Annotated in this window: 24 protein-coding genes; 17 read left to right on the forward strand and 7 right to left on the reverse strand. The window is 67.6% G+C overall.

Going from position 1 to position 25,415, the window contains the following annotated elements; genetic code table 11:
* Window positions 1-34 precede the first annotated feature (34 nt).
* A complete protein-coding gene (locus tag AC5P5W_RS06985) occupies window positions 35-910 on the forward strand; it encodes a phosphate/phosphite/phosphonate ABC transporter substrate-binding protein (protein ID WP_227864238.1) in 876 nt (291 codons plus the stop codon).
* Window positions 907-3,033: a putative bifunctional diguanylate cyclase/phosphodiesterase gene (locus AC5P5W_RS06990; RefSeq protein ID WP_014647803.1), complete on the forward strand. Its 2,127-nt coding sequence runs from the start codon at window positions 907-909 to the stop codon at window positions 3,031-3,033. The genes AC5P5W_RS06985 and AC5P5W_RS06990 overlap by 4 nt, the downstream gene beginning before the upstream one ends.
* A gap of 67 nt (window positions 3,034-3,100) precedes the next feature.
* On the opposite strand, the gene epmB is transcribed toward AC5P5W_RS06990, so the two are convergent.
* Window positions 3,101-4,141, reverse strand: a complete 1,041-nt coding sequence (epmB, locus tag AC5P5W_RS06995) for an EF-P beta-lysylation protein EpmB (RefSeq protein WP_087948696.1) — start codon at window positions 4,139-4,141, stop codon at window positions 3,101-3,103.
* A gap of 96 nt (window positions 4,142-4,237) precedes the next feature.
* Between epmB and efp the strand changes: the two genes are divergently transcribed.
* The 5 genes from efp (at window position 4,238) to AC5P5W_RS07020 (ending at window position 8,505) form a co-directional block, all read left to right on the forward strand.
* The gene (gene efp, locus AC5P5W_RS07000; protein ID WP_005410381.1) at window positions 4,238-4,804 is read left to right on the forward strand and encodes an elongation factor P; all 567 of its coding nucleotides are present in this window, start codon (window positions 4,238-4,240) and stop codon (window positions 4,802-4,804) included.
* A gap of 206 nt (window positions 4,805-5,010) precedes the next feature.
* On the forward strand, window positions 5,011-6,354 hold the full coding sequence (locus AC5P5W_RS07005; protein WP_014647801.1) for a TRZ/ATZ family hydrolase: 1,344 nt from the start codon (window positions 5,011-5,013) through the stop codon (window positions 6,352-6,354).
* 26 nt (window positions 6,355-6,380) lie between these two features.
* Entirely contained in the window at window positions 6,381-7,097 is a 717-nt protein-coding gene (gene ubiG, locus AC5P5W_RS07010) for a bifunctional 2-polyprenyl-6-hydroxyphenol methylase/3-demethylubiquinol 3-O-methyltransferase UbiG (RefSeq protein ID WP_197574945.1), read from the forward strand.
* Window positions 7,094-7,789: a phosphoglycolate phosphatase gene (locus AC5P5W_RS07015; RefSeq protein ID WP_014647799.1), complete on the forward strand. Its 696-nt coding sequence runs from the start codon at window positions 7,094-7,096 to the stop codon at window positions 7,787-7,789. Before ubiG ends, AC5P5W_RS07015 begins: the two co-directional genes overlap by 4 nt.
* Before the next feature lie 11 nt (window positions 7,790-7,800).
* Window positions 7,801-8,505: a squalene/phytoene synthase family protein gene (locus tag AC5P5W_RS07020; RefSeq protein ID WP_032956133.1), complete on the forward strand. Its 705-nt coding sequence runs from the start codon at window positions 7,801-7,803 to the stop codon at window positions 8,503-8,505.
* Window positions 8,506-8,594: 89 nt separating this feature from the next.
* Here AC5P5W_RS07020 and AC5P5W_RS07025 read toward each other — a convergent pair whose 3' ends face one another.
* From AC5P5W_RS07025 to yidD, 3 genes are read right to left on the reverse strand one after another with little or no spacing between them, the layout of a single operon-like run.
* Complete coding sequence (locus AC5P5W_RS07025) at window positions 8,595-9,440, reverse strand: M23 family metallopeptidase (RefSeq protein WP_014647797.1); 846 nt, start codon at window positions 9,438-9,440, stop codon at window positions 8,595-8,597.
* Entirely contained in the window at window positions 9,440-10,786 is a 1,347-nt protein-coding gene (locus AC5P5W_RS07030; protein ID WP_014647796.1) for a dihydroorotase, read from the reverse strand. The genes AC5P5W_RS07025 and AC5P5W_RS07030 overlap by 1 nt, the downstream gene beginning before the upstream one ends.
* Window position 10,787: 1 nt before the next feature.
* Window positions 10,788-11,042 carry a membrane protein insertion efficiency factor YidD gene (gene yidD / locus AC5P5W_RS07035; RefSeq protein WP_014037867.1) on the reverse strand — a complete coding sequence of 85 codons (255 nt, stop codon included), beginning with the start codon at window positions 11,040-11,042 and terminating at the stop codon, window positions 10,788-10,790.
* Between the two features lie 271 nt (window positions 11,043-11,313).
* On the opposite strand from yidD, the gene dksA reads away from it, so the two are divergent.
* The gene (gene dksA, locus AC5P5W_RS07040) at window positions 11,314-12,540 is read left to right on the forward strand and encodes an RNA polymerase-binding protein DksA (protein ID WP_014647794.1); all 1,227 of its coding nucleotides are present in this window, start codon (window positions 11,314-11,316) and stop codon (window positions 12,538-12,540) included.
* Between the two features lie 552 nt (window positions 12,541-13,092).
* Here dksA and AC5P5W_RS07045 read toward each other — a convergent pair.
* The 3 genes from AC5P5W_RS07045 to cysS are packed head-to-tail and all read right to left on the reverse strand — an operon-like array spanning window position 13,093 to window position 16,220.
* Window positions 13,093-14,340 (reverse strand): MFS transporter, encoded by a 1,248-nt coding sequence (locus AC5P5W_RS07045; protein WP_032956128.1) that lies wholly within the window; start codon window positions 14,338-14,340, stop codon window positions 13,093-13,095.
* A complete protein-coding gene (locus AC5P5W_RS07050) occupies window positions 14,337-14,789 on the reverse strand; it encodes a SufE family protein (protein ID WP_014647792.1) in 453 nt (150 codons plus the stop codon). The genes AC5P5W_RS07045 and AC5P5W_RS07050 overlap by 4 nt, the downstream gene beginning before the upstream one ends.
* Window positions 14,790-14,843: 54 nt before the next feature.
* Window positions 14,844-16,220, reverse strand: a complete 1,377-nt coding sequence (gene cysS, locus AC5P5W_RS07055) for a cysteine--tRNA ligase (RefSeq protein ID WP_014647791.1) — start codon at window positions 16,218-16,220, stop codon at window positions 14,844-14,846.
* A 187-nt stretch (window positions 16,221-16,407) separates the two neighbouring features.
* Between cysS and AC5P5W_RS07060 the strand changes: the two genes are divergently transcribed.
* The 9 genes from AC5P5W_RS07060 (at window position 16,408) to AC5P5W_RS07100 (ending at window position 25,406) form a co-directional block, all read left to right on the forward strand.
* Window positions 16,408-16,971 (forward strand): glycine zipper 2TM domain-containing protein, encoded by a 564-nt coding sequence (locus AC5P5W_RS07060; RefSeq protein WP_014647790.1) that lies wholly within the window; start codon window positions 16,408-16,410, stop codon window positions 16,969-16,971.
* 331 nt (window positions 16,972-17,302) lie between these two features.
* Window positions 17,303-18,313: an N-acetylornithine carbamoyltransferase gene (locus AC5P5W_RS07065; RefSeq protein ID WP_197574872.1), complete on the forward strand. Its 1,011-nt coding sequence runs from the start codon at window positions 17,303-17,305 to the stop codon at window positions 18,311-18,313.
* Between the two features lie 119 nt (window positions 18,314-18,432).
* Window positions 18,433-19,629, forward strand: coding sequence for an argininosuccinate synthase (locus tag AC5P5W_RS07070; RefSeq protein ID WP_014647787.1), 1,197 nt, complete (start codon window positions 18,433-18,435; stop codon window positions 19,627-19,629).
* A gap of 151 nt (window positions 19,630-19,780) precedes the next feature.
* Window positions 19,781-20,869 carry an acetylornithine deacetylase gene (locus tag AC5P5W_RS07075; protein WP_014647786.1) on the forward strand — a complete coding sequence of 363 codons (1,089 nt, stop codon included), beginning with the start codon at window positions 19,781-19,783 and terminating at the stop codon, window positions 20,867-20,869.
* Window positions 20,870-20,944: 75 nt separating this feature from the next.
* Window positions 20,945-22,273: an acetylglutamate kinase gene (locus AC5P5W_RS07080; protein WP_014037858.1), complete on the forward strand. Its 1,329-nt coding sequence runs from the start codon at window positions 20,945-20,947 to the stop codon at window positions 22,271-22,273.
* A gap of 4 nt (window positions 22,274-22,277) precedes the next feature.
* On the forward strand, window positions 22,278-22,877 hold the full coding sequence (locus AC5P5W_RS07085) for a GNAT family N-acetyltransferase (protein WP_014647784.1): 600 nt from the start codon (window positions 22,278-22,280) through the stop codon (window positions 22,875-22,877).
* Window positions 22,874-23,827 carry an N-acetyl-gamma-glutamyl-phosphate reductase gene (argC, locus tag AC5P5W_RS07090; RefSeq protein WP_197574870.1) on the forward strand — a complete coding sequence of 318 codons (954 nt, stop codon included), beginning with the start codon at window positions 22,874-22,876 and terminating at the stop codon, window positions 23,825-23,827. Before AC5P5W_RS07085 ends, argC begins: the two co-directional genes overlap by 4 nt.
* Before the next feature lie 20 nt (window positions 23,828-23,847).
* Entirely contained in the window at window positions 23,848-25,143 is a 1,296-nt protein-coding gene (argH, locus tag AC5P5W_RS07095; protein ID WP_014647782.1) for an argininosuccinate lyase, read from the forward strand.
* Window positions 25,143-25,406, forward strand: coding sequence for a YciI family protein (locus tag AC5P5W_RS07100; protein ID WP_014647781.1), 264 nt, complete (start codon window positions 25,143-25,145; stop codon window positions 25,404-25,406). Before argH ends, AC5P5W_RS07100 begins: the two co-directional genes overlap by 1 nt.
* The last annotated feature ends 9 nt before the right edge of the window (window positions 25,407-25,415 follow it).

Raw genomic sequence — 25,415 nt, forward strand, 5'->3', positions numbered from 1 at the left:
AAGGGCAGTGCAGAGGGGACTGCTGAGCCTGGTCATGATCCTGCTGGCCGGGACGGTGCATGCAGCACCGGACCCGGTGCTGGTGCTGGGCCGGATCAGCGATGATCCCAAGGCCCATTACGAGCAGCTGCAGCCGTTGCTGGACTATGTGGTGGCACGCATGCATGACGTCGGCATCAAGGAGGGGCGGATCCTGATGGCGCGCGACCCGCAGCAGATGGCCAGCTATCTGCGGCGGGGGCGGGTCGACTGGGTCACGGAAACGTCGGGTACGGCAGTGGCACTCGGCCAGCGCAGTGGCGCGCGGCCTTTGTTGCTGACCGAGCGCAATGGTGTGCGTGAGTACCAGACCGTGTTCTTCGTGCGCCGCGACAGTCCGGTCCAGCGCATCCAGGATATGCGTGGGCATCGCCTGGCGTTGCAGAACACGGCGTCCACCAGTGCCTACCTGGTGCCGGTGATGACGCTGCTGCAGGAGGGGCTGGCGCCGCAGATCCTGGCCGGCGTGTGGGACATGCCGGGCCGGGACAGTGTGGGGTATGTGTTCGCGCGCAGCGAGTTGAACATCGCTACGTTCGTGCACAAGGGCGTGGTTGACGTGGGGGCGGTGAGCAGCGTGGACTGGAACGACGAGCGACGGATGCCGGCGGCATTCCGGCGCGACTTCCGCGAGCTGCTGCGCACCAGGCCCTACCCGCGGGCGGTGGAGATGGTGCGCGCCGACCTCGACCCGCGGGTGCGTGACCGGCTGCAGGACGTCCTGCTGCAGGCGGCCAGTGACCCGCAGGCGCAGGGGGCGTTGCATCGGTTTTTCGGTACTTCCGGTTTCCACCGCGTCGATGCGCATGCGCAGCAGCGGCTGGATGAATTGAAACAAGGATTGACGCGCGTGCGGATGGAAGTGGAATGAAGTGGCTCGGCTCGGGAATGCAGGCCCGGTTCCTGCTCGCGATGGGCGGGGCGATGGTCGTGGTGGTGGCGATCCTGGCAGTGTTGCTGGGGCGGCAGGCGGCGATGCAGGGCGAGGTGCGCAACCTCAGTGGTGGCGTCATCCATGAACTGTTCGACCGCAGCGTGCGCAGCCGCGGCGAAGCGATGGCGCGCGAGCTGTCCGACGCGCTGGCCAACCCGTTGTACTACCGCGACCTGGACCAGGTCGGTGCGCTGGTGCGCAGCACCGCACGGCAGCCGGTCGTGCGCTATGTGCTGGTGTTCGACGACCGTGGCCGGCTGGTGCATGACGGCTCGATCGAGGTGTCCGGCTTCGGCCAGCCGATGGCCGACCCGCTCGCTCCCAAGGCCGCGGTGGCGCAGGCGCTGGTGGTGCAGGAATCGCCCAAGGTGCTCGACAACACCATGCCGATCATGGTCGGCAACCAGCGCATCGGCGGCGTCCGCGTCGGCATGGCGCTGGACGAGGTGCAGCAGCGCGAACAGGCAGCCAATGCCACGCTCGGCGAGCGCCTGCAGCAGGTCGGCAGCCGCCACCTGGGCTGGCTGCTGCTGATGCTGGGCCTGCTGGTGGTGATCGGCGTGGCGGTGATCCTTTACGTGCAGCGCACCCTGGTGGCGCCGATCCGGGACCTGGCCGCTGCGGCACGCCGCATCGAGGCTGGCGACTACCAGGCGCCGCTGGCCGAGAACACCCGAAATGACGAGGTCGGCGAGCTGGTGCGCGGCTTTGCCCGGATGCGCGATTCCATCGCCCGCCATGACCGCGAGGTGCGGCGCATGGCCTATACCGATGCGCTGACCGGGTTGACCAACCGGCTGGCGTTCCGGGAAGCACTGGACCATCGCCTGATGGCGGCGCGCGCATCCAATCATCGGCTGGGCCTGCTGTTCGCCGATATCGACGACTTCAAGCGCGTCAACGATACCCTTGGCCATGAGGCCGGTGACGAAGCGCTGTTGCAGTTCGCACAGCGCATCGGGCGCGCGGTTGCCGAAGCGGGAGGCGATGAGGCGCTGCTGGCCCGCTTCGGCGGCGACGAGTTCGTGATCCTGGTCGGCGATGGCGACGTGGCCGCGAACGCCCGGCTGCTGGCCGAGGTGCTGGTGCGCGAACTGGGCAAGCCGCTGGTGGTACAGGGCAGGGAGCTGTTCCTGGGGACCTCGATCGGCGTGACCCTGTTCCCGGACGATGCCGCCGATGCGACCACGCTGCTGAAGAACGGCGACATCGCCATGTACCAGGCGAAGATGGCCGGCAAGAACTGCTACCGCCATTACAGCCGGGCGATGGACCATGCGGTCGAGCGCCGCGTGCACATGGAGCAGGAACTGCGCGGGGCCTGGGAGCGCGGCGAGCTGCGCCTGGCCTACCAGCCGATCTTCCGCATGCGCGACCGCCGCATGGTCGGCGTCGAAGTGCTGCTGCGCTGGCAGCATCCGACCCTGGGTACGATTCCGCCGTCGGTGTTCATCGAAGTGGCCGAGCAGAGCGGGCTGATCGAGATCATCGGCCCGAAGGTGCTGCGTGCGGCCTGCATGGAAGCCTCGCAGTGGCCACGGGGTGCGGGCGGCGACGATCTGTTCGTGTCGGTGAACGTATCACCGCGGCAGCTGCGCGGCGGCGAGCTGCCGGCGCTGGTTGCACAGTGCCTGCATGAGTCCGGGCTACCGGCCTCGCGCCTGCACCTGGAGCTGACCGAAACCGCAGTGATCGGCGACGAGATGGTTGCCGCGCAGCTGCTGGACAAGCTGCACCGCACTGGCGTGAAGGTCTGGCTGGATGATTTCGGAACGGGCTTCTCCGGTCTCAGCCACCTGCGCCAGGTGCCGGTGGACGGCGTGAAGATCGACAAGAGTTTCGTGGCCGACATGCAGCGCGATCCCGACGATCTGGCACTGACCACGGCCATCATCGCCATGGCCCACGCGCTGGGCATCACGGTGGTGGCCGAAGGCATCGAGCAGCAGGCGCAGTTCGAACTGCTGGTGCAACGCGGCTGCGATCTTGGCCAGGGCTACTGGCTGAGCCACCCGGTGACCGCCACCGAAGTGGTGCGGATGATCGAATCGGGTCTCTGACCGACGGTTGTTGTGTCGGGGTCAGATCCCTTTTCCGCAGGAAAAAGGGATCTGACCCCCTGCGGAATTACAGCGGGCGCTTGCTCGGGTCGCCGGGCAGTTCGCGCACCAGCTTGGGGATCAGGTAGCCGGACAGGCGTGCGGTCAGGCCGGCAATCAGCGCCTTGGCCTGGCTGTCGTCCACTTCGAAGTGGGCCACGCCCTCGACCCGGTCCAGCTGGTGCAGGTAATAGGGCAGCACGCCGGCGGCGAAGCTGCGCTCGCTCAGGTCCTGCAGGGCCTGCACGCTGTCGTTGACCCCGCGCAGCAGGACGGCCTGGTTCAGCAGCTGGGCGCCGACGCCGCGCAGGCGGCTCATCGCAGCGTCCACGCTGGCGTCGAACTCATTGGCATGGTTGGCGTGGACCACGATCGCCAGCGGCCACGGCAGGCTGCCCAGCCAGGCCAGCAGCTCCTCGTCCACGCGCTCCGGCAGCACGATCGGCAGCCGGGTGTGGATGCGCAGGCGGCGGATGTGCGGGATCGCGCGCAGCGCATCGGTCAGCTCGGCCAGCTTGTGCGTGGCCAGTGACAGCGGGTCGCCGCCGGACAGGATGACCTCGTCGATGTCCGGGTCGGCCGCGATGGCCGCTACGGCCTCCTGCCAGCCGCCCTTGGCGGCGTTTTCCGCGGCATAGTCGAAGTGGCGGCGGAAGCAGTAGCGGCAGTTGATCGCGCAACTGCCGGTGGCGACCAGCAGGGCGCGTCCACGGTACTTCTGGATGACGCCGGTGGCCTTCCTAGCGGCACCATCACCCACCGCATCGAAACTGAACCCGGGTGCCGGGCGCATTTCCTCGTCGACGGGCAGCACCTGGCGCAGCAGCGGGTCGGCCGCGTCGCCCACGCGCATGCGCGCCACGAAGCCCTCCGGCACGCGCAGCGCGAACTGGGCAATGGCCGCCTCCGAGACACCCAGCGCGGCCGGGTCCAGCTGCAGCCGGGCCAGCAGGGCGTGCGGGTCGCGCAGCGCCTGGCGCCAGAGCTGCTGCCAGCGCGCGGGCGCGCCTGGCGACTGGGGCCGGGGGAAGGCGGAAAGCTGCATGGAGAGGGGGCCTGCGGTTATCATGGGGGCAGAAAAACAGTCGCCCACCGGCACCCGGTGGGCTTTCCATTCTAACGGCTCGCCGCACCCGCGGCGTTTTTGCCACTCAGGAGTTTACGCATGGCCAGCTACGGCATGAACGACGTCAAGAACGGGATGAAGATCCTGGTCAACAACCAACCGGCCGTCATCATCGACACCGAATACGTCAAGCCGGGCAAGGGCCAGGCCTTCACCCGCGTGAAGTACCGCCTGATCAAGGACGGCCGTACCCAGGAAGTGACCATGAAGTCGACCGACTCGCTGGATGCAGCCGACGTCGTCGATACCGACATGAACTTCATGTACAGCGACGGTGAGTACTGGCACTTCATGGACCCGGAATCCTTCGAGCAGGTCCAGGCCACCAAGGCCGGCATGGGCGGCGCCGAAAAGTGGCTGAAGGGCGAAGAGTCCTGCGTGGTCACCCTGTGGAACGGTGAGCCGATCTTCGTGCAGCCGCCGAACTTCGTCGAACTGAAGATCACCGAAACCGATCCGGGCGTCCGTGGCGACACCTCGGGCGGCGGCGGCAAGCCGGCCACCCTGGAAACCGGCGCCGTGGTCCGCGTGCCGCTGTTCGTCAACCAGGACGAAGTGATCCGCGTCGACACCCGTTCGGGCGAATACTCCGCACGCGTCAAGTAAGGTTCCGGCCATAGGCCGACCTTGCGGTAGTGCCGGCCGCTGGCCGGGTACGCGCCAGCACATTCGCGCTGGCGCTCCCATGATCTGCTTCGGCAGATCATGGGCCCCGCTTCACGGGTCTCCAGACCCCGCCGCTTCGCGGCAGCCCCTTACTCAGGGGCGTGTCCCCAGAAGTATCTCGCCGCCCCCACAGCCAGTGAGCCCGCATGAGCGATAGCCCGCACCTCCCCGAAGCCTGCGACCTGCTCATCGAAGCCGGTTACGTCGTTCCGATCGAGCCGCATGCGGTGGTGCTGGAAGACCATGCCGTTGCCGTGCGTGGCAGCGAGATCGTGGCCATCCTGCCGCGTGCCGAGGCGCGCGCACGCTTCCGCGCCACCCAGGTGGTGAGCCGACCCGAGGCTGCGCTGATGCCGGGCCTGGTCAACGCGCACACGCACAACCCGATGACCCTGCTGCGCGGCGTTGCCGACGACCTGCCGCTGATGACCTGGCTGCAGCAGCACATCTGGCCGGTGGAAGCGGCGGTGATCGGCCCCGAATTCGTTGCCGACGGTACCACCCTGGCCATCGCCGAGATGCTGCGCGGCGGCACCACCTGCGCCAACGAGAACTACTTCTTCGGCGACGTGCAGGCCGCGGTCTACAAGAAACACGGTTTCCGCGCGCTGGTGGGCGCGGTCATCATCGATTTCCCCACCGCCTGGGCCAAGACCGACGACGAGTACTTCGCCAAGGCCGGCGAACTGCACGACCAGTGGCGCACCGATCCGCTGATCGGCACCGCGTTCGCGCCGCATGCGCCTTACACGGTCAACGATGCCAACTTCGAGCGGGTGCGGATGCTGTCCGACCAGCTCGACATGCAGGTGCACCTGCATACCCACGAGACCGCGCAGGAAATCAACGATTCGATCAGGCTGCACGGCCAGCGCCCGCTGGCGCGGCTGGATCGGCTCGGCCTGGTCAACGACCGCCTGATCGCGGTGCACATGACCCAGCTGACCGATGCGGAAATCCACCTGTGCGCCGAACGTGGCGTCAGCGTGGTGCATTGCCCGGAATCCAACCTGAAGCTGGCCTCCGGTTTCTGCCCGGCCTGCGCCCTGCAGCGCGCAGGCGTGAACCTGGCGATCGGTACCGATGGCTGCGCCAGCAACAACGACCTGGACATGTTCAGCGAGAACCGCACCGCGGCGATCCTGGCCAAGGCCGTGGCCGACGACGCCACTGCACTGGACGCGGCAACCACGCTGCGCGCGTCCACGCTGGGTGGCGCACGCGCGCTGGGCTTCGGCGACCGCATCGGCTCGATCGAAGTCGGCAAGCAGGCCGACCTGGTCTGCGTTGATCTGTCCGCGCTGGAAACACAGCCGCTGCACAACGTGCTGTCGCAGCTGGTGTACGCCACCGGCCGGCAGCAGGTCAGCGATGTCTGGATCGCCGGCAAGCCGAAGCTGGTGCAGCGCGAGCTGGTCGGCATGGACCTGCCGGGCATCATCGCCAACGCGCGCCAGTGGCGCGAGCGCATCCGCCATATCCGCGCCTGAACCCTGGCGCCGCAAGGACATCCCCCATGACTGCCCCCCACGCTTCCTCAAATTTCGATCAGGCCGAGCTGGACAAGTTCGCCGCGCTGGCCAACCGCTGGTGGGACGCTGACGGCCCGCAGAAGCCGCTGCATGCGCTGAATCCGGTGCGCCTGCAGTACGTGGCTGACCGCGTGCCGCTGCGCGGCGCCCGCGTGCTCGACATCGGCTGCGGTGGCGGCCTGTTGAGCGAAGCGCTGGCCCAGGCCGGTGCTGACGTCACCGCCATCGACCTGGCCCCGGAACTGGTCAAGGTCGCGCGCCTGCATGCGCTGGAAATCGGCGCCCAGGTCGATTACCGGGTGCAGGCGGCCGAGGATCTGGCCGCCGAGCAGCCAGCCAGCTTCGATGTGGTCACCTGCATGGAAATGCTGGAGCACGTGCCGGACCCGGGCGCGATCATCGAGGCCTGCAAGCGCCTGCTGAAGCCGGGCGGCCACCTGTTCCTGTCGACCATCAACCGCACCGCCGCCGCGTTCGCGGTGGCGATCGTCGGCGCCGAGTACGTGGCGCGCCTGCTGCCCAAGGGCACGCACCACTACCAGGAATTCATCAAGCCGGCCGAGCTGGCGCGCTGGCTGCGCGAGGCCGACCTGCAGCTGGTGGATGTCAGCGGCATGGCCTACGAGCCGTGGCGCAACCATGCCCGCCTGAGCAGCCGCACCGACATCAACTATCTGGCCTACGCGGTCAAGCCGGCATGACCGCCGCCCGCTTCCCGCGTGCGGTGCTGTTCGACCTGGACGGCACCCTGCTGGACAGCGCGCCGGACTTCGTCGCCACCTGCAACGCGATGCTGGCCGAGCGTGGTCGTGCGCCGATCGATCCGGCGGTGCTGCGCCCGGTGGTCTCCAAGGGCTCGCGCGCGATGGTCGGGGCCGCTTTCCCGGACCTGGATGCCGCTGCGCGAGATGCACTGATTCCGGAATTCCTGCAGCGCTACGAAGCGCTGATCGGCCAGCACGCGGTGCTGTTCGATGGCGTGGCCGGCATGCTTGCCGCGCTGGATGACGCCGGCACCGTGTGGGGCATCGTCACCAACAAGCCCGAGTACCTGGCGCGGCTGATCCTGCCGCAGCACGGCTGGCAGCAGCGCTGTGCAGTGCTGGTCGGCGGTGACAGCCTGGCCGAGCGCAAACCTCACCCGCTGCCGCTGCTGCACGCTGCGCAGGCCATTGGCGTTGCCGCCGAAGACTGCGTGTACGTGGGTGACGACGAGCGCGACATCATCGCCGCGCGGGCCGCGGCCATGCCGTCGGTGGCAGCCCTGTGGGGCTACCGCCTGCACAGCGACGATCCGCTGGCCTGGCAGGCCGACGTGCTGGTCGAGAACGCTGAACTTCTTCAACTGGCCAGTCTCTGGCCGACCCGGCCGGCAGCCCCGGCCCAGCCGTAAGGAATGGTGTAGTGAGCAGTACCGCGCTGGACAGTTTCCTCGACAAGTGGCGCAGCCGTTGGCCGGAATGGTCGGTGGCCGCCCCGTTCGTGGCCGAATCGCAACGCGAGCTTGCAGTGGCGTGGTTCGCGCTGCTGCAGGAGTTCGACGACATGCTCAACACCAGCGGCGATCCGCTGCCGGCCGACGCCAAGCTGGCGTGGTGGGGCGAGGAGCTGCGCAGCTGGGCGGGACATCGCTCGCGCCATCCGCTGGGCAGGCTGCTGGAGCCGGTGCGTGCACCGTGGGCCCAGTTGGCCGAAGCACTTCCGGATCTGGTTGAAGCGCGCACGGTCGCGCTGGATGCGGCCGGCGCCGAGCGCGCGCTGGCGAACTACGCCGAGGCCGTAGCCGCGGTGGAGGCGGCCTTGTTCGCTGACAAGCCGCGCACCGGCGCCGGTCGTGCGGTGCAGCTGCAGACCCTGGCGCAGCGCCTGCAGGACGCTGGCGTGGCGGGTGTGCCGCGCAGCCTGCTGGACGAGGACGCCAGCAATGCCGCACAGCGCTGGGCGCAGCATCTGTTGAAGGGGTGGGGCACCCGCGTGCCCGGCCCGCGCCCGCGCCGTGTGTGGTCCAGCCTGGCGCGTGCGCGGGTGGCGGCACAGGCCGCAGGCAAGCCGATCGAGGCCACCCCGGTGCGCACCCTGCTGCGCGTGTGGTGGGCCGCGCGCGGTTGATCCAACGTACCTGGTAGTGCCGGCCGCTGGCCGGCATCCAGCAGGGCGCGGAAGAGGATGAGGTTGCCGGCCAGCGGCCGGCACTACCGTTACTTGCGCTCCAGCACCAGCAGCGGGTCGATACGGGTCTCGAACCAGTTCATGCCCCAGTGCAGGTGCGGGCCGGTGGCACGGCCGGTGGCGCCGACCGCAGCGATCACCTGGCCCTGTTCAACCCGGTCGCCGACCTTTACGTCGATGCGCGAGAGGTGCAGGAAGTTGGAGCTGACCCCGAAGCCGTGGTCGAGCAGCAACGTGCCGCCGGTCAGGTACAGGTCCGGGCCGGCGAAGGTGACGATGCCGGCGGCCGGTGCTTTCACCGGCGTGCCGGTCGGCACCGCGATGTCCATGCCGGAATGACCGGCACCGGGCTGGCCGTTGTACACGCGGGCATTGCCGAAGCGGCCGCTGATGCGGCCCTGCACCGGCCAGATGAAGGTCTGGGTGAAGTCGGTGCGGTCGTCATCGCGGGCGCGTGCGGCGGTCACCTGCGCCTGTTCGCGCTTGATCCGCTCGGCAATCGCCGGCGGCGGGTTGACCGTCTTCGGCGGCACGCCATTGACCCGCTCTGTGGGCCAGTCGCGCGGCGTCACCGCAATGGTCGCGGTCTCGCTGCCACCATCGGGGCGCTGCACCTGCACGCGCAGCGGGCCCTTCTCGTCACGGCCGATGCCGAACACCACGCTGCCGTAGCCGCTCACCCGCAGCTGGCGACCGGCGTACTGCACGCGGCTGCCGGCGGGAACCTTGCCGATCACCAGTGCGCCCTGCGACGCACTGGCCGGGAACACCACGCGGCTGTCGATCAGGCTGCCAATGCCATCCTGCGCCTGCGCCGCGGGTACGGAAAACAGGGGCGCGGCCAGCAGCGACCCGATCAGAAGTGCCGAGCGCATCAGCGGTCGTAGGTCATGCGCTGGCCGGCGGGTTCGCCCACCAGGTTGCTGCCGTCCCACACCAGCTGGCCGTTGACCCAGGTGGAGGCGACGCGCGAACGGAAGGTGGTGCCCTCAAACGGCGACCAGCCGCACTTGGACAGCACGTCCTCGCGCTTGACCGTGAACGGCACGTCTTCGACCAGGACCAGATCGGCGAAGTAGCCTTCGCGCAGGAAACCACGTTCTTCCACGTCGAACAGCTGCGCCGGGGCGTGGGCGAACTTCTGCACCACCTGCTCGCGGGTCAGCTTGCCTTCGTGCACGCGCTCCAGCGCGGCCACCAGCGCGTACTGCACCAGTGGCAGGCCGGAGGGGGCCTGCGCGTAGGGCTTCTGCTTCTCTTCCCAGGTGTGCGGCGCGTGGTCGGTAGCCAGCACGTCCAGCACGTCGTCGGCCAGCGCAGCGGTGATCGCCTCGCGGTCGGACACTTCCTTGATGGCTGGGTTGCACTTGATCAGGTTGCCCTTGGTCGCATAGTCCGGGCGCGCGAAGTGCAGGAAGTGCACGCAGGTTTCAGCGGTGATCTGCTTGCGGCTGCCATCGGCGCGGATCAGCGGGCCCTTCTCGAACAGCGCCAGTTCATCGGCGGTGGAGATGTGCAGCACGTGCAGGCGGGTGCCGTGTTTGCGCGCCAGCGACATCGCCAGGCGGGTCGACTTGATGCAGGCTTCGCGCGAACGGATGTCCGGGTGCATGTCCGGGGTCAGCGCATCGCCGTACTTTTCCTGGAAGGCCTTCAGGTTGGCATCGATCATCGGCGTGTCTTCGCAGTGCGTGATGATCGGGGTCGGGCATTCGCGGAAGATCGCGTCCAGCGTTTCGGGGTTGTCGACCAGCATGTTGCCGGTCGAAGCACCCATGAACACCTTCACGCCCGGCGCCTTCTTCGGGTCCAGCGCACGGATGGCGTCCAGGTTGTCATTGCTGGCGCCGTGGTAGAAGCCGTAGTTGGCCCAGGCGCGGCCGCGCGCGAGCTCGTACTTGGCTTCCAGGATGGTCGAATCCAGCGTCGGCGGGTTGGTGTTGGGCATGTCCATGAAGCTGGTCAGGCCACCGGCCACGGCCGCCGCCGATTCGCTGGCGATGTCGCCCTTGTGGGTCAGGCCCGGTTCGCGGAAGTGCACCTGGTCATCGATCATGCCCGGGAGCAGCCAGCGCCCGGCCGCGTCCACCACCTGCTCGCCGTCGCGCGGCGCCAGCCCGTTGCCGATCTGCGCGATGCGGCCGTTCTCGATGCGCAGGTCGCCGTCGAAGGTGCGGCCTTCGTTGACCATGCGGGCATTGGTGATGAGGGTGGAGGACATGTCAGTGTTTTCCTGTGCAACGGCAAGAGGGGGCGTTGGGGGACTCGGGCACGGGGTCGAAGCCGCCGGGATGGAACGGGTGGCAGCGGCCCAGCCTGCGCGCAGCCAGCCAGCTGCCGCGCAGCGGGCCGTGCCGCGAGATCGCGTCCATCGCGTATTCAGAACAGCTCGGCACGAAACGGCAGCGGGGCCCCAGCAAGGGGCTGATGAAGCGCTTGTAGAAGCGCAGCAGGGCGATGAGCAGGCGCGAGATCACCCAGTCATCTTATGCCAGTTGGCATGAAGGCCGCATTTGTGCAGGATGGGCCGTTGGTCGCATGTCGCCGATGGCCTGCGACCGGTACCAGCACCGTCGGGTGCTGGCCAGGTTCCGTACCGCGCAAGGCGGTCCGTGTTCGTCGGACTGCCCATTGGGCGCCTTGGCTCCAGGACTGAATGGAGCAGGGTGCCGAGGTTGCTGCTGCGGGTCGGGTAGGCTATAAAGGCCCGCTTTCCCGGGCCCCGGGGAATCCAAGGAAGAGCGTTTCGTGGCTGCTAAAAAAACTGCAAAGAAGGCCGCAACGGCCGCCAAGAAAACCGCCAAGCCTGTTGTGAAGAAGTTGGCGGCAAAGCCCGTTGCCAAGAAGCCGGCGAGCAAGCCGGCGACCAAGGCAGCGTCCTCGCAACCGGCGGCCAGGAAGGCCACCGCAAAGAAAACGCCGGTCAAGGCAACCAAGCCGGTGGCGAAGAAGGCCGCTGCGCCCGCCAAGGCCAAGCCAGCCGCTGCCAGCAAGAAGGCGCCGGTGAAAAAGGCCGTCAGCAAGGCTGCGCCGGTGAAGAAGACCGTCGCCAAGCCGGTGGTCAAGAAGGCAGCAGCCAAGCCGGCGCCGAAGGCGGTGGTGAAGAAGGCTGCAGCCAAGCCGGTCGCCAAGCCGGCGGCAAAGAAGGTCGCTGCGGCCAAGCCGGTCGCCACGCCTGCCGCTGCAAAGAAGGTTGCCAAGAATGTTGCCGCACCGGCCGTAAAGCCGGCCCCGGCCCCAGTAGTGAAGTCCGCACCGAAGCCTGCTGCCAAGCCGGCTCCGGCCAAGCCTGTCCCGGCCAAGACCGTGGCAGTGGCAGCAGCCCAACCGGCCCCCAAGCCGGCCCCGGCCGCCGCTCCTGCCGCTTCGAAGGCCCCGCAATCCAAGAATCCCGTGCCCGTTTCGAAATCGCCTGCCAAAACCGCCGTGAAATCCGATTCCGCCCCGAAGACCGTGTCGCGCCCTGTCGGCAAGGTTGCCGTGGCCGTCGCCGCCCGCTCGGCAGCACCGGCCCCGCGCAGCAAGTACAAGGTGGTCGAATACAAGACCGACGAGGCCACCGGCCGCCCGATCCTGCCGGCTGGCTACAAGCCGTCCTCGGAAGAGGAATACATGAGCCCGCTGCAACAGGAGTATTTCCGCCAGCGCCTGCAGAACTGGCGCGCGGACCTGGTGGAAGAGTCCAAGCAGACCATCGAGAACCTGCGCGAGGAAGTGCGTGACATCGGCGACGAAGCCGAGCGCGCGACCCGCGAGACCGAGAACTCGCTGGAACTGCGTACCCGCGACCGCTACCGCAAGCTGATCGGCAAGATCGACAGCACCCTGAAGCGCCTGGAAGCGGGCGACTACGGTTACTGCGTCGACACCGGCGAAGAAATCGGCCTGGAGCGCCTGGAGGCGCGCCTGACCGCCGAGCGCACCATCGATGCCCAGGAGCGTTGGGAGCATCTGCAGAAGCAGCAGGGCGACTGATTCCTGATCGTTGTCTGGTCATGCAGAAAACCCGGCTTCGGCCGGGTTTTTTGTTGGGTTCGAGTTGGCTGTGTAGAGCGCCTTCCGGGTATCGGGTGGAGCCTGCGGGTGGGTCCGATGTAGAGCCGAGCCCACGCTCGGCTCAGGCCGAAGCCGGAGGGCAAGGAAGAGCAAAAGCAAAAGCAAAGGCAGCCAAGCATGGCTTGGCTCTATCAGGAGCGGTCATGCGTGCGCTCGCGGCTGTTGAGTCCGCCTTGTAGCGAGCCGAGCACCGCAGGGGAATCAGGGGCGAAGAGGCGGCTCTATCCTGTAGAGCCGACTGCTGGTCGGCTGGCTCTCCGCGTCGTCCCCTGATTCACCGAGGAGCACAGGGCACCGGCGCGCAGCGCCGGCTCGCGGATGGCGGCGCGTTTCTTTGGTTACGTTTCTTTTCGCGCGAAAAGAAACGTGACACCCCACCGCGGTCGCGGAAAGAGCCCGCCGGGCATGGCCCGCTATCGGCGCGTGGGCGCACGGAAATACGCAGCCGAGCATGGGCTCGGCTCTACAGGCTCACTGCAGGTCGCGAAGATTCAACTTCCGCAGCGTCGGGTTCTTCCACGCGGTGATCCCGGCCACGCTCAGCACCGCGAACCCGCCCAGCACCACGGCCGGTACCAGGCCGAGCAGCTTCGCCATCGTGCCGGCATAGAACGCGCCCAGCTCGTTGGACGAACTGATGAAGATGCCGTTGATCGACGATACGCGACCGCGCATTTCTTCCGGCGTGGCCAGCTGCAGGATGGTCGAGCGGATCACCACCGAGACGCCATCGAAGGCGCCGTAGAACAGCAGGATCAGCGCCGACAGCCAGAAGTGCTGCGACAGCCCGAAGCTGATCACGCACAGGCCGAAGCCGGCCACCGCGAACAGCAGCACGCGGCCGGCATTGCGGTGCAGCGGGTGGCGGGCCAGCCACAGGCCCACGCACACCGAGCCCAGCGCCGGCATCGCGCGCAGGATGCCCAGGCCTTCCGGGCCGTGGTGCAGGATTTCGTGCAAGAACGCCGGCAGCATCGCCACCACGCCGCCCAGCAGCACCGAGAACATGTCCAGCGCCATCGCGCCGACCATGATCCGGTTGCCGACCACGAAGCGCGCGCCTTCGGCGATGCTCTTGAAGATCGGGGCGGCAGGGCCGGTGTGCACCGGCTCCTCCACTTTCAGCGTGGCCAGACAGGCCATCGCCACCAGCGCGAAGGCGGTGGCCACCGCGTAGGACAGGCCCTTGCCACCGAAGCCGACCAGCACGCCGCCCAGTGCCGGGCCGGCGATCATGCCGGCCTGGAATACCACCGCGCCCAGGCCGGCGCCACGCGCGAACTGGTCACGGGCCAGTACGCGGGCGAACAGGGCGTTGTAGATCGGCGACAGGAAGGCGCGGACCATGCCGGTCAGCGCAATGGCTGCGTAGATCGGCCACACGCCGTCGATCGGCAGCCAGCCCATGGCCACGCTGGTCAATACCAGTGCGGTGGCGATCAGTCCGCAACAGGCGACCATGCCCAGGCGGCGGCGCGGCAGGTGATCCACCAGGTAACCGGCGAACGGCGCCACGCAGAAGAACGGCAGCACCTCGGCCAAGCCGATCAGGCCCAGCGAGAACGGATTGCGGGTGACTTCGTAGATGTGCCAGCCGACGGTGACCGCGACCACCTGGTAGGACAGCATCGCGAAGATGCGGTACGCCAGCAGCCTGGCGAAACCGGGCCGGGACAGCAGGCCCAGCGCGCTGTCTTCGGCTGTGGCAGGCTCGCTCACGACGGGTCGCGCTGCAGCTGGGCCTGCGCGGTCTCGCGGATGAAGGCCAGCATCGCCGCCACGCCGTTGCTGCGGGTCGGCGAGAGGTGGCGGGCCAGGCCGATGTCCTGGATGTAGCTCGGCTCGGTAGCCAGGATCTCCTGCGCTGAGCGCCCGGAGTACACACGCAGGGCCAGGAAGATCAGGCCGGAGACAATCGCCGAATCACTGATGGCATGGAAGCGCAGCGACTGCGCGTTGCCTTCGGGCACGATCCAGACCATCGACTGGCAGCCGAGCAGGCGATGCTCTTCGGTCTTCCATTCTTCCGGGAAGGCCGGCAGCTTGCGGCCGAGGTCGATCAGGTACTGGTAGCGCTCGGACCAGTCGCCGAAGAAGCCGAATTCCTCGGCGATGGCGGCCTGTGCCTCGGCGGCGGTGGGTTCAAGCGGGAACGGGGAGTCGGTCACAACAGTCTCTACGGTGGGGGCGTGGCCGGCGTACCGGCCACGGGGCAGGGCGGGTCAGCCGCGCTTGCGCGACCAGCGTACGCCCTGCGGGGTGTCTTCCAGCACGATGCCTTCGGCGGCCAGCTGGTCGCGGATGGCGTCGGAACGGGCGAAGTCGCGCGCCTTCTTGGCAGCGGCACGCTCATCGATCAGGCCCTGGATGCGGGCATCGTCGCCGCCGTCGCTGGCCGCAGTGCCGAACCACTGCGCTGGATCGGCCTGCAGCAGGCCCAGTGCCAGTCCGGCGCCGAGCAGTTCACCCTTCAGGCGCGCCTGCTCGGCCGGATCGGTGGCACGACGCGCATCGGCGGCGATGCGGGCCACTTCGGCCAGTGCCTGCGGGGTGTTCAGATCGTCATCCAGGGTCGCCTCGACCGTGGCCGGGATCGCAACGACCGCCTCGACTGACGCCAGTTCGCGCAAGGTGCCGTACAGGCGGTCCAGGGTGCGCACCGACTGTTCGATCAGGCCATCGGACCAGTCCAGCGGTTGCCGGTAGTGGGCCGACAGCAGGGCCAGGCGCAGTGCTTCCGGCGGGTGCTGGCGCACCAGGTCGTGCACGCGCTCGATGTTGCCCAGCGACTTGCTCATCTTGGCGCCGCCGAAGTTGAGCATGCCGTTGTGCAGCCAGAAGCGGGCGAAGATCTTGCCGCCGTGGGCGCACTCGCTCTGCGCAAGCTCGTTCTCGTGGTGCGGGAACTGCAGGTCGACGCCGCCGGCATGGATGTCGATGGTCTCGCCCAGGTGGGCGGCGGCCATTGCCGAGCACTCGATGTGCCAGCCCGGGCGGCCACGGCCCCAGGGCGACGCCCAGCCGGGCAGGTCGTCGCTGGACGGCTTCCACAGCACGAAATCACCCGGATCACGCTTGTACGGGGCCACGTCGACACGGGCGCCGGCCAGCATTTCGTCCGGATCGCGGCGCGAGAGCTTGCCGTAGCCATCGAAGCTGGCCACCGCGAACAGCACGTGGCCCTCGGCAGCGTAGGCATGCCCGTTGGCGATCAGCTGCTCGATCATGGTGATGATCTGCGGAATGTGCGCGGTCACCTCCGGCTCGATGTCCGGCGGCACCACGCCCAGCGCGGCCATGTCTTCACGGTAGGCGGCGGCGAACCTGTCGGTGATGGTGCTGATCGGTACGCCCTGCTCGCGCGCGGCGGTGTTGATCTTGTCGTCCACGTCGGTGATGTTGCGCGCGTAGCGCAGGCCACCGAAACGGCGCCGCAGCAGGTCGGCCAGCACCCCGAACACCACCGGGCCACGGGCGTTGCCGATGTGCACGTAGTTGTAGACCGTCGGGCCGCACACATACAGGGTCGGACAGGCCGGATCGAGCGGGGTGAACGGTTCGAGCTGGCGAGTCAGGTTGTTGTGCAGGCGCAGGGTCATGGGGCTGTGGCTGGGGGACAAGCCTGTGATTTTAGAACGTGTCGGCCCCCTTTGGGGCACCCGTTGCCACCGGTGGACGCCGGGGCCACCCGGGGTGGGGTGGGCAGGAGCGGCGTGGACGGGTAATGTTCAGCCCCTTGCGCTCGCCACTGCCTACACTATTGCCGTGTCCTTGCTCCCGTCGCCAATGAAATCCACCGCGTTGCTGACCCTGGCCTGCCTGTCGGCGCTGCCCGCCGTGGTGCTGGCGCAGGAGGCCGAGCCCCGCAACCGGGTGGTGATCGTTGAGAACGTGAAGTTCGACTACGCCCAGGTGCTGAACGTGGAGCCGGTGTTCCAGACCCTGCGCGCGACCCGCACCGAGGAGCACTGCGAGCCGGTGTCGACCCGGACCCTGGCCCCGGTGAACGTGACCGGCGAGGAGCCGGTCGAGGACAAGGGCCGGATCAGCCGCTTCTGGGACTCGGTGCGCTCGATGTTCAAGCGCAGCGACGAAGAGGCCGTTGAGGAGCCCGGAGCCGAGACGCCGGCCCCGGCACCGGCCAACACTGGCCCGATGCTGACCCGCGACTGCCGCATCGTGCCGGTGGGGCGTGAATTCCGCCGGCCCATCGCCTACGACGTGGATTACGTCTACAAGGGCACCAAGTACCGTTCGCGGCTGCCGGAAGACCCCGGCAACCGGCTCAAGATCCGGGTGTCGATCACGCCCTGGGTCGGCCCGGAGCAGGGCACGGCCAGCAATCCCTGATTCTGGGACCCCGGCCCTTGCGCCGGCCTCGGCCGCATGCAAAGATGGTTGACCATGAAGCTCACCGACTTCCAGCACGACAGCAGCGCAGCCCGACAGGCGTCGGGCATGACCTCGCGTGCGCGTCGACCGGAACCCCACATCCTCGCTGGGTAACCGGAGCTTTTTGCTGTTCGTCCGAAAAAACCCAGCCCGCCGGCTGGGTTTTTTCGTTTCCGCGCTTCAAAAGTGCATCTTCTGAAAGCTGCAACTGCAATCTTCCCGCTCCACCTTTGATTCCTGTTTTCCCTTCCACCGCGTCGAAACCGGCGCCGCCACGCAAGGAAAGATGATGTCCCCCAAGCACTTCCTGAACACCCAGGACTGGAGCCGCAGCGATCTCGACGCGCTGTTGACCCAGGCGGCGCTGTTCAAGCGCAACAAGCTCGGCGACCAGCTCAAGGGCAAGTCGATCGCGCTGGTGTTCTTCAACCCGTCCATGCGCACCCGCACCAGCTTCGAACTGGGCGCGTTCCAGCTCGGTGCCCACGCGGTGGTGCTGCAGCCGGGCAAGGATGCGTGGCCGATCGAGTTCAACCTCGGCGCGGTGATGGACGGCGATACCGAAGAGCACATCGCTGAAGTGGCCAAGGTGCTGGGTCGCTACTGCGACATCATCGCCGTGCGTGCGTTCCCCAAGTTCATCGACTGGGCCTACGACCGCCAGGACATCGTCCTCAACAGCTTCGCCAAGTACTCGCCGGTGCCGGTCATCAACATGGAGACCATCACCCACCCGTGCCAGGAGCTGGCCCACATCATGGCCCTGCAGGAGCACTTCGGCACCCAGGACCTGCGTGGCAAGAAGTACGTGCTGACCTGGACCTACCACCCCAAGCCGCTGAACACCGCCGTTGCCAATTCGGCGCTGACCATCGCCACCCGCATGGGCATGGACGTGACCCTGCTGTGCCCGACCGCCGACTACATCCTCGACGAGCGTTACATGGGCTGGGCCGAGCAGAACGTGGCCGAGAGCGGCGGCTCGCTGAAGATCAGCCATGACATCGACAGCGCCTACGCCGGCGCCGACGTGGTCTACGCCAAGAGCTGGGGCGCGCTGCCGTTCTTCGGCAACTGGGAACCGGAGAAGCCGATCCGCGACCAGTTCAAGCACTTCATCGTGGACGAGCGGAAGATGGCGCTGACCAACAATGGTGTGTTCAGCCACTGCCTGCCGCTGCGCCGCAACGTGAAGGCCACCGACGCGGTGATGGATTCGCCGCAGTGCATCGCCATCAACGAAGCCGAGAACCGCCTGCACGTGCAGAAGGCGATCATGGCGGCGGTTGCCGGGCGCTAGATCGAACAAGGGGTAGAGCCGACCGTTGGTCGGCTGCTCCCGCAGCGGCGCATCCAATATTTCAGCCGACCAACGGTCGGCTCTACCGAATTCCCATCCCCCAAGTGGACCTGACCCCCATGAGCAACAAAGACGTCGTTCTCGCCTTCTCCGGCGGCCTGGATACCAGCTTCTGCGTGCCGTACCTGCAGGAGCGCGGCTACAACGTGCACACCGTGTTCGCCGACACCGGCGGCGTCGATGATGAAGAGCGTGACTTCATCGAGAAGCGCGCCGCCGAACTGGGCGTGGCGAGCCACCTCACCGTCAACGGTGGCCCGGCCATCTGGGAAGGCTTCGTCAAGCCGTTTGTGTGGGCCGGCGAAGGCTACCAGGGCCAGTACCCGCTGCTGGTCTCGGACCGCTACCTGATCGTCGATGCCGCGCTGAAGCGTGCTGCCGAGCTGGGCACCAACATCATCGCCCACGGTTGCACCGGCATGGGCAACGACCAGGTCCGCTTCGACCTGGCCGTGAAGGCGCTGGGCGACTACCAGATCATCGCGCCGATCCGCGAGATCCAGAAGGAACACACCCAGACCCGCGCCTACGAGCAGAAGTACCTGGAAGAGCGTGGCTTCGGCGTGCGCGCCAAGCAGCAGGCCTACACCATCAACGAGAACCTGCTGGGCCTGACCATGTCCGGCGGCGAGATCGACCGGTGGGAAGCTCCGGGCGAGGGCGCGCGTGGCTGGTGCGCACCGCGCAGCGAGTGGCCGGAGCAGGCCCTGACCGTGACCCTGAAGTTCGTTGAAGGCGAAGCCGTCGAACTGGACGGCAAGGCGCTGCCGGGCGACCAGATCCTGGCCCAGCTCAACAAGCTGTTCGCCCCGTACGGCGTGGGCCGCGGCGTCTACACCGGCGACACCGTGATCGGCCTGAAGGGCCGCATCGTGTTCGAGGCCCCGGGCTTGGTTTCGCTGCTGGCCGCACACCGTGCGCTGGAAGATGCGGTGCTGACCAAGCAGCAGAACCGCTTCAAGCCGGACGTGGCACGCAAGTGGGTGGAGCTGGTGTACGAAGGCTTCTACCACGACCCGCTGAAGACCGACATCGAAGCCTTCCTGAAGTCCTCGCAGGCCAAGGTCAACGGTGAAGTGGTGCTGGAAACCCGTGGTGGCCGCGTCGATGCGGTGGCCGTGAAGTCGCCGCACCTGCTCAACACCAAGGGCGCCACCTACGCGCAGTCGGCCGACTGGGGCGTGGAGGAGGCTGAAGGCTTCATCAAGCTGTTCGGCATGAGCTCCACTGTCTATGCGCAGGTCAATCGCGGTTGACCTGTGACGGGGTGCCGGCCGCTGGCCGGCGCCTCGCAACGTCGATGGAGGGTAGTGCCGGCCGCTGGCCGGCTCGTGGCACGGCTGGATCATTGCGGAGCCGGCCAGCGGCCGGCACTACCGATTTCGAACCCTACGGATATTCAGACACATGCTTGAACAGACGCTCGATCACCTGCAGGCCCTGGTGTCCTTCGACACCCGCAACCCGCCGCGTGCGATCACCACCGGTGGCATCTTCGATTACCTGCGCGACAACCTGCCCGGCTTCAACGTCGAGGTGATCGACCATGGCGCGGGCGCAGTCAGCCTGTACGCCGTGCGCGGGACGCCGAAGTACCTGTTCAACGTGCACCTGGACACCGTGCCGGACTCGCCGCACTGGAGTGCCGACCCGCATGTGATGCGCCGCCTGGACGACCGCGTGGTCGGCCTGGGCGTGTGTGACATCAAGGGCGCCGCCGCTGCGCTGGTGGCGGCGGCCAATGCCAGCGATGGCGATGCCGCCTTCCTGTTCTCCAGCGACGAGGAAGCCAACGATCCGCGCTGTATCGCCGCGTTCCTGGCCCGTGGCCTGCCGTATGAAGCGGTGCTGGTGGCCGAGCCGACCATGAGTGAAGCGGTGCTGGCGCATCGTGGCATCAGCTCGGTGCTGATGCAGTTCGCCGGCCGTGCCGGCCATGCGTCCGGCAAGCAGGACGCGGCCGCCAGCGCGCTGCACCAGGCCATGCGCTGGGGCAACCGTGCACTGGACCATGTGGAATCGCTGGCCTCGGCCCGCTTCGGCGGGCTGACCGGGCTGCGCTTCAACATCGGTCGCGTCGAAGGCGGGATCAAGGCCAACATGATCGCACCGGCTGCTGAGGTGCGCTTCGGGTTCCGCCCGCTGCCGTCGATGGACATTGATGGCCTGCTGGCGACCTTCGCCGGTTTCGCCGAACCGGAAGCCGCCGTGTTCACCGAAACGTTCCGTGGCCCCAGCCTGCCGGCCGGTGACATCGCCGAGGCCGAGAACCGCCGCCTGCTGGCGCGCGATGTGGCCGATGCGCTGGAGCTGCCGATCGGCAACGCGGTGGACTTCTGGACCGAGGCCTCGCTGTTCTCCGCCGGTGGCTACACCACGCTGGTGTTCGGCCCGGGCGACATCGCCCAGGCCCACACCGCCGATGAGTTCGTGACGCTGGAGCAGCTGCAGCGCTACACCGACGCCGTGCATCGCATCATCGCCGCCGGCGCCTGATCGACCCTACAACGCCGCCCGGCCCTGGCCGGGTGGAACTGCAACGCGGCGACCGCCGCCTGTGACGAAACCGAAATGTCTCCTGCCCTCCAGCCCCACCGCCAGACCCGCCAGACCATCGTGCGCCTGCTTTCCAGCATGGCCAGCGCGAAGGAGATCAGCCAGTACCTCAAGCGCTTCTCGCAGCTGGACGCCAAGCGCTTCGCCGTGGTCAAGGTCGGCGGCGCGGTGCTGCGCGACGACCTCGACGCGCTGACCTCTTCGCTGTCGTTCCTGCAGGAAGTCGGGCTGACCCCGATCGTGCTGCACGGTGCCGGCCCGCAGCTGGATGCCGAACTGTCGGCCGCCGGCATCGAGAAGCAGACCGTCAACGGCCTGCGCGTGACGTCGCCGGAAGCGCTGGCGATCGTGCGCCGGGTGTTCCAGCAGTCCAACCTGCGCCTGGTCGAGGCGCTGCAGCAGAACGGAGCGCGCGCCACCTCGATCACCGGCGGCGTGTTCGAGGCCGAGTACCTGGACGTGGACACCTACGGCCTGGTCGGCGAGGTGAAGAAGGTCAACCTGGCACCGATCGAGGCCAGCCTGCGTGCCGGGTCGATCCCGGTCATCACCAGCCTGGGCGAGACCGCTGGCGGCCAGATCCTCAACGTCAACGCCGACTTCGCCGCCAACGAGCTGGTGCAGGAACTGCAGCCATACAAGATCATCTTCCTGACCGGCACTGGCGGCCTGCTGGACGAGCAGGGCAACGTGATCGATTCGATCAACCTGTCCACCGAGTACGACCACCTGATCGCGCAGCCGTGGATCCACGGCGGCATGAAGGTGAAGATCGAACAGATCAAGGATCTGCTCGATCGCCTGCCGCTGGAATCGTCGGTGTCGATCACGCGCCCGGCCGATCTGGCCAAGGAACTGTTCACCCACAAGGGGTCGGGCACGCTGGTGCGCAAGGGCGAGAAGGTGCTGCGCGCCACCGCCTGGAACGAGCTGGACCTGCCGCGCCTGAAGGGCCTGATCGAATCCAGCTTCGGCCGCACCCTGGTGCCGGAGTACTTCGAAAAGACGAAGCTGCTGCGCGCCTACGTCAGCGAGAACTACCGCACCGCGGTGATCCTCACCGACGAGGCCGAGGGCGTGTACCTGGACAAGTTCGCCGTGCTCGACGATGCGCAGGGCGAGGGCCTGGGCCGCGCGGTCTGGAACGTGATGCTGGAGGAAACCCCGCAGCTGTTCTGGCGTTCGCGCCATGGCAATCCGATCAACCACTTCTATTACGCTGAATCCGACGGCTGCTACAAGCAGGACCACTGGAAGGTGTTCTGGTTCGGCGCCGACGGCATCGACCGGATCAAGACCTATGTCGACCATTGCGCCCGGCGCGCGCCGAGCCTGCAGGGCTGAACACATGAACCATGCCGACTGGACCAAGGTCCCTACGCTGGCGGGCACCCATGCGCGGCTGGAGCCGCTGCAGATGGGGCATATCGATGGCCTGCGCGGCGCGCTTGGCGATGGCGCGTTGTCCAGGCTCTGGTACACCCAGGTGCCCGATGCGAAGACCATGGCCGGCTACGTGCAGGCAGCGCTGCAGGCGCAGGCCGAAGGCAGGGTGCTGCCGTTCGTGGTGTTCGATGCCAACGACCAGATTGTCGGCACCACCCGCTACTACGATCTGCAAGCGGACGTGCCGCGCCTGAGTATCGGTTACACCTGGTATGGCGAGTCTGCGCAACGCACCGGGGTCAACACCGAGACCAAGCTGATGCTGCTCAGCCACGCGTTCGAGCGGTTGCAGTGCCTGAGCGTCGTGTTCGAGACCAGCTGGTTCAACTTCACTTCGCGCACCGCCATCGCACGCCTCGGCGCCAAGCAGGATGGCGTGCTGCGCAACCACAAGCGGCACGCCGACGGCACGCCGCGCGACACCGTCATCTTCTCCATCATCGATGCGGAATGGCAGGGCGTGAAGCGCCACCTGCAGTACCGCCTGGACAGCCACGCATGAACGATTCGACTTTCACCCTGGGCATCGTCGGGGCCCGCGGCCATACCGGCGCCGAGCTGATCAAGCTGGTGGCCGCCCATCCGCGCCTGGAACTGGCCTTCGTCTCCTCGCGCGAGCGCGCCGGGCAGCGCCTGTCCGACCACCACCCGGAATTCCAGGGCCAGCTGCAGTACGAGAACCTGGATGCCGACGCGGTGGCCGCCAAAGGCGTGGACGCGGTGATCCTGGCCCTGCCCAACGGCCTGGCCGCACCGTTCGTGGCCGCGCTTGAAGCCGCCAAGCCGGACACCGTCATCGTCGATCTCTCGGCCGACTACCGCTTCGACAACAGCTGGTATTACGGCCTGCCGGAGCTGACCCGCGGCCGCTACAACGGCCAGAAGCACATCAGCAACCCGGGCTGCTATGCCACGGCGATGCAGCTGGCGGTGCATCCGCTGCTGGACCTGCTGGCCGGCCCGCCGCAGTGCTTCGGTGTCTCCGGCTACTCCGGTGCCGGTACCACGCCGTCGGACAAGAACAACGTCGAACTGCTGGCCGACAACCTGATGCCGTATGCGCTGACCAACCACGTGCACGAGCGCGAGGTGTCGGTGCAGCTGGGCGTGGCCGTCGAGTTCATGCCGCACGTCGCGCCGCATTTCCGCGGCATCACGCTGACCGCCAACCTGTGGCTGAACCGCGTGCAGACCCGCGAACAGATCGTCGAGCGCTTCCAGCAGGCCTATGCCGGCGAACCCCTGATCGAAGTGGTGGATGAAGCGCCGTGGGTCAGCCGCATCGCCGGCCGCCACGGTGCCCAGGTCGGTGGCTTCACCCTGGCCCTGGGCGGCAAGCGGGTGGTGGTGGTGGCGACCCTGGACAACCTGCTCAAGGGCGCGGCCACCCAGGCCATGCAGAACCTCAACCTTGCGCTGGGCATCGACGAACTGACGTCGATCCCGCACTGAACACGCCTTCCGGAGCCCCCATGGCAGACCTTCTTTGGCAGAAGCCCGGCGTCGCTGTCGACGCCCAGATCCAGACCTTCCTCGCCGGCGACGACGTGATCCTCGACCGCGAGTTCTTCCTGCATGACATCGCTGCCAGCGCCGCGCATGCGCAGGGCCTGCAGCACATCGGCATCCTCAGCGCCGACGAGCTGGCAGGCCTGCTGCGCGAGCTCGACGTGCTGGCGCAGGATTTCCGTGAAGGCCGCTTCGTGCTGGATACGCAGTACGAAGACGGTCACTCAGCGATCGAAGCGCGTTTGACCGAACGCCTCGGCGACGCTGGCCGCAAGATCCACACCGGCCGCAGCCGCAATGACCAGATCCTGGTCGCCACCCGCCTGTGGCTGAAGGAGAAGCTGCTGCGCGTGGCCGGGCTCAGCACCGACGTGGCCAAGATCGCGCTGGACCGTGCGCAGGCCGAGAAGGACCTGCCGATTCCCGGCTATACCCATATCCAGCGCGCCGTGGTCTCTTCGGCCGGCATGTGGTGGGCCGGATGGGCCGAGGCCTTCATCGACAACGCCATCCGCGCCCGTGACACCCATGCGCTGGTCGACGCCAATCCGCTCGGCACCGCCGCCGGCTACGGGGTGAACCTGCCGCTGGACCGCGAGCACACCACGGCCGCGCTCGGTTTCGCGCGCATGCAGATCTCGCCGATCTACGCACAGCTGTCGCGCGGCAAGTTCGAGCTGGCCGCGCTGGAAGCACTCGGTGGCGCTACGCTGGACCTGCGCCGCATCGCCTGGGACCTGTCGCTGTTCACCAGCGCCGAGTTCGGCTTCGTCGCGCTGCCGGCGCAGTACACCACCGGCAGTTCGATCATGCCCAACAAGCGCAACCCGGACGTGATCGAGCTGATGCGTGCGACCCACGCCAGCGTCGCCGCCGCGCGCACCGAGATCGAGCAGCTGCTGTCGCTGCCTTCGGGTTATCACCGTGACCTGCAGTCGTCCAAGGGCGCCATCTTCCACGGCTTCGGCCGTGGCCTGGCCGCGCTGGAACTGCTGCCGGCGCTGCTGGCCAATCTGGAGTGGCGTGACGACAGGCTGCGCGCAGCGATCGATTCGGGCATGTATGCCACCGACGTCGCCGTGGAAGCGGCGGTGGCCGGTGTGCCGTTCCGCGAGGCCTACAAGGCCGCTGCAGCCGGTGCCGACAGCGCAGGGCAGGGACGTACCCCGGAAGGCAGCCTGGCTGCGCGTGTATCGCCGGGCTCGGCTGCCGATCTGCGCCTGGACGAACTGCGCGCACGCTGGCAGGCGCTGTCCTGATGGCGGGCACTGTCTATCTGGTGATGGCGATGCGCCGGCCGGACTTCAACGATGCGGCGGTGCAGCCGCACCGCGATTTCCTCGAGGCGTTGCAGGCACAGGGAAAGCTGCAGCTGACCGGTGGTTTCGCCGATGGCAGCGGTGGCGCCTATGTGCTGTGCAATGTCGAGAGCCTGGAACAGGCGCGGGCCATCGTCGCCACCGATCCGCTGGTGACGATGCACGCTTCCGAGCTGACCGTGCACGAATGGAATACCCGCTGAGGCCCTGAC

The sequence above is a fragment of the Stenotrophomonas sp. YJH_SMC_123 genome (assembly GCF_059368215.1).

Coding starts and splice junctions, on each gene's coding strand:
- AC5P5W_RS07085 (WP_014647784.1), top strand. CDS start 22,278: ATGAACCATGCCGACTGGACCAAGGTCCCTACGCTGGCGGGCACCCAT.
- AC5P5W_RS07060 (WP_014647790.1), top strand. CDS start 16,408: ATGAAATCCACCGCGTTGCTGACCCTGGCCTGCCTGTCGGCGCTGCCC.
- AC5P5W_RS06990 (WP_014647803.1), top strand. CDS start 907: ATGAAGTGGCTCGGCTCGGGAATGCAGGCCCGGTTCCTGCTCGCGATG.
- AC5P5W_RS07005 (WP_014647801.1), top strand. CDS start 5,011: ATGAGCGATAGCCCGCACCTCCCCGAAGCCTGCGACCTGCTCATCGAA.
- epmB (WP_087948696.1), bottom strand. CDS start 4,141: ATGATAACCGCAGGCCCCCTCTCCATGCAGCTTTCCGCCTTCCCCCGG.
- AC5P5W_RS07015 (WP_014647799.1), top strand. CDS start 7,094: ATGACCGCCGCCCGCTTCCCGCGTGCGGTGCTGTTCGACCTGGACGGC.
- AC5P5W_RS07100 (WP_014647781.1), top strand. CDS start 25,143: ATGGCGGGCACTGTCTATCTGGTGATGGCGATGCGCCGGCCGGACTTC.
- AC5P5W_RS07030 (WP_014647796.1), bottom strand. CDS start 10,786: ATGTCCTCCACCCTCATCACCAATGCCCGCATGGTCAACGAAGGCCGC.
- cysS (WP_014647791.1), bottom strand. CDS start 16,220: ATGACCCTGCGCCTGCACAACAACCTGACTCGCCAGCTCGAACCGTTC.
- argC (WP_197574870.1), top strand. CDS start 22,874: ATGAACGATTCGACTTTCACCCTGGGCATCGTCGGGGCCCGCGGCCAT.
- AC5P5W_RS07070 (WP_014647787.1), top strand. CDS start 18,433: ATGAGCAACAAAGACGTCGTTCTCGCCTTCTCCGGCGGCCTGGATACC.
- argH (WP_014647782.1), top strand. CDS start 23,848: ATGGCAGACCTTCTTTGGCAGAAGCCCGGCGTCGCTGTCGACGCCCAG.
- AC5P5W_RS07080 (WP_014037858.1), top strand. CDS start 20,945: ATGTCTCCTGCCCTCCAGCCCCACCGCCAGACCCGCCAGACCATCGTG.
- AC5P5W_RS07065 (WP_197574872.1), top strand. CDS start 17,303: ATGTCCCCCAAGCACTTCCTGAACACCCAGGACTGGAGCCGCAGCGAT.
- AC5P5W_RS07075 (WP_014647786.1), top strand. CDS start 19,781: ATGCTTGAACAGACGCTCGATCACCTGCAGGCCCTGGTGTCCTTCGAC.
- efp (WP_005410381.1), top strand. CDS start 4,238: ATGGCCAGCTACGGCATGAACGACGTCAAGAACGGGATGAAGATCCTG.
- AC5P5W_RS07025 (WP_014647797.1), bottom strand. CDS start 9,440: ATGCGCTCGGCACTTCTGATCGGGTCGCTGCTGGCCGCGCCCCTGTTT.
- ubiG (WP_197574945.1), top strand. CDS start 6,381: ATGACTGCCCCCCACGCTTCCTCAAATTTCGATCAGGCCGAGCTGGAC.
- AC5P5W_RS06985 (WP_227864238.1), top strand. CDS start 35: ATGATCCTGCTGGCCGGGACGGTGCATGCAGCACCGGACCCGGTGCTG.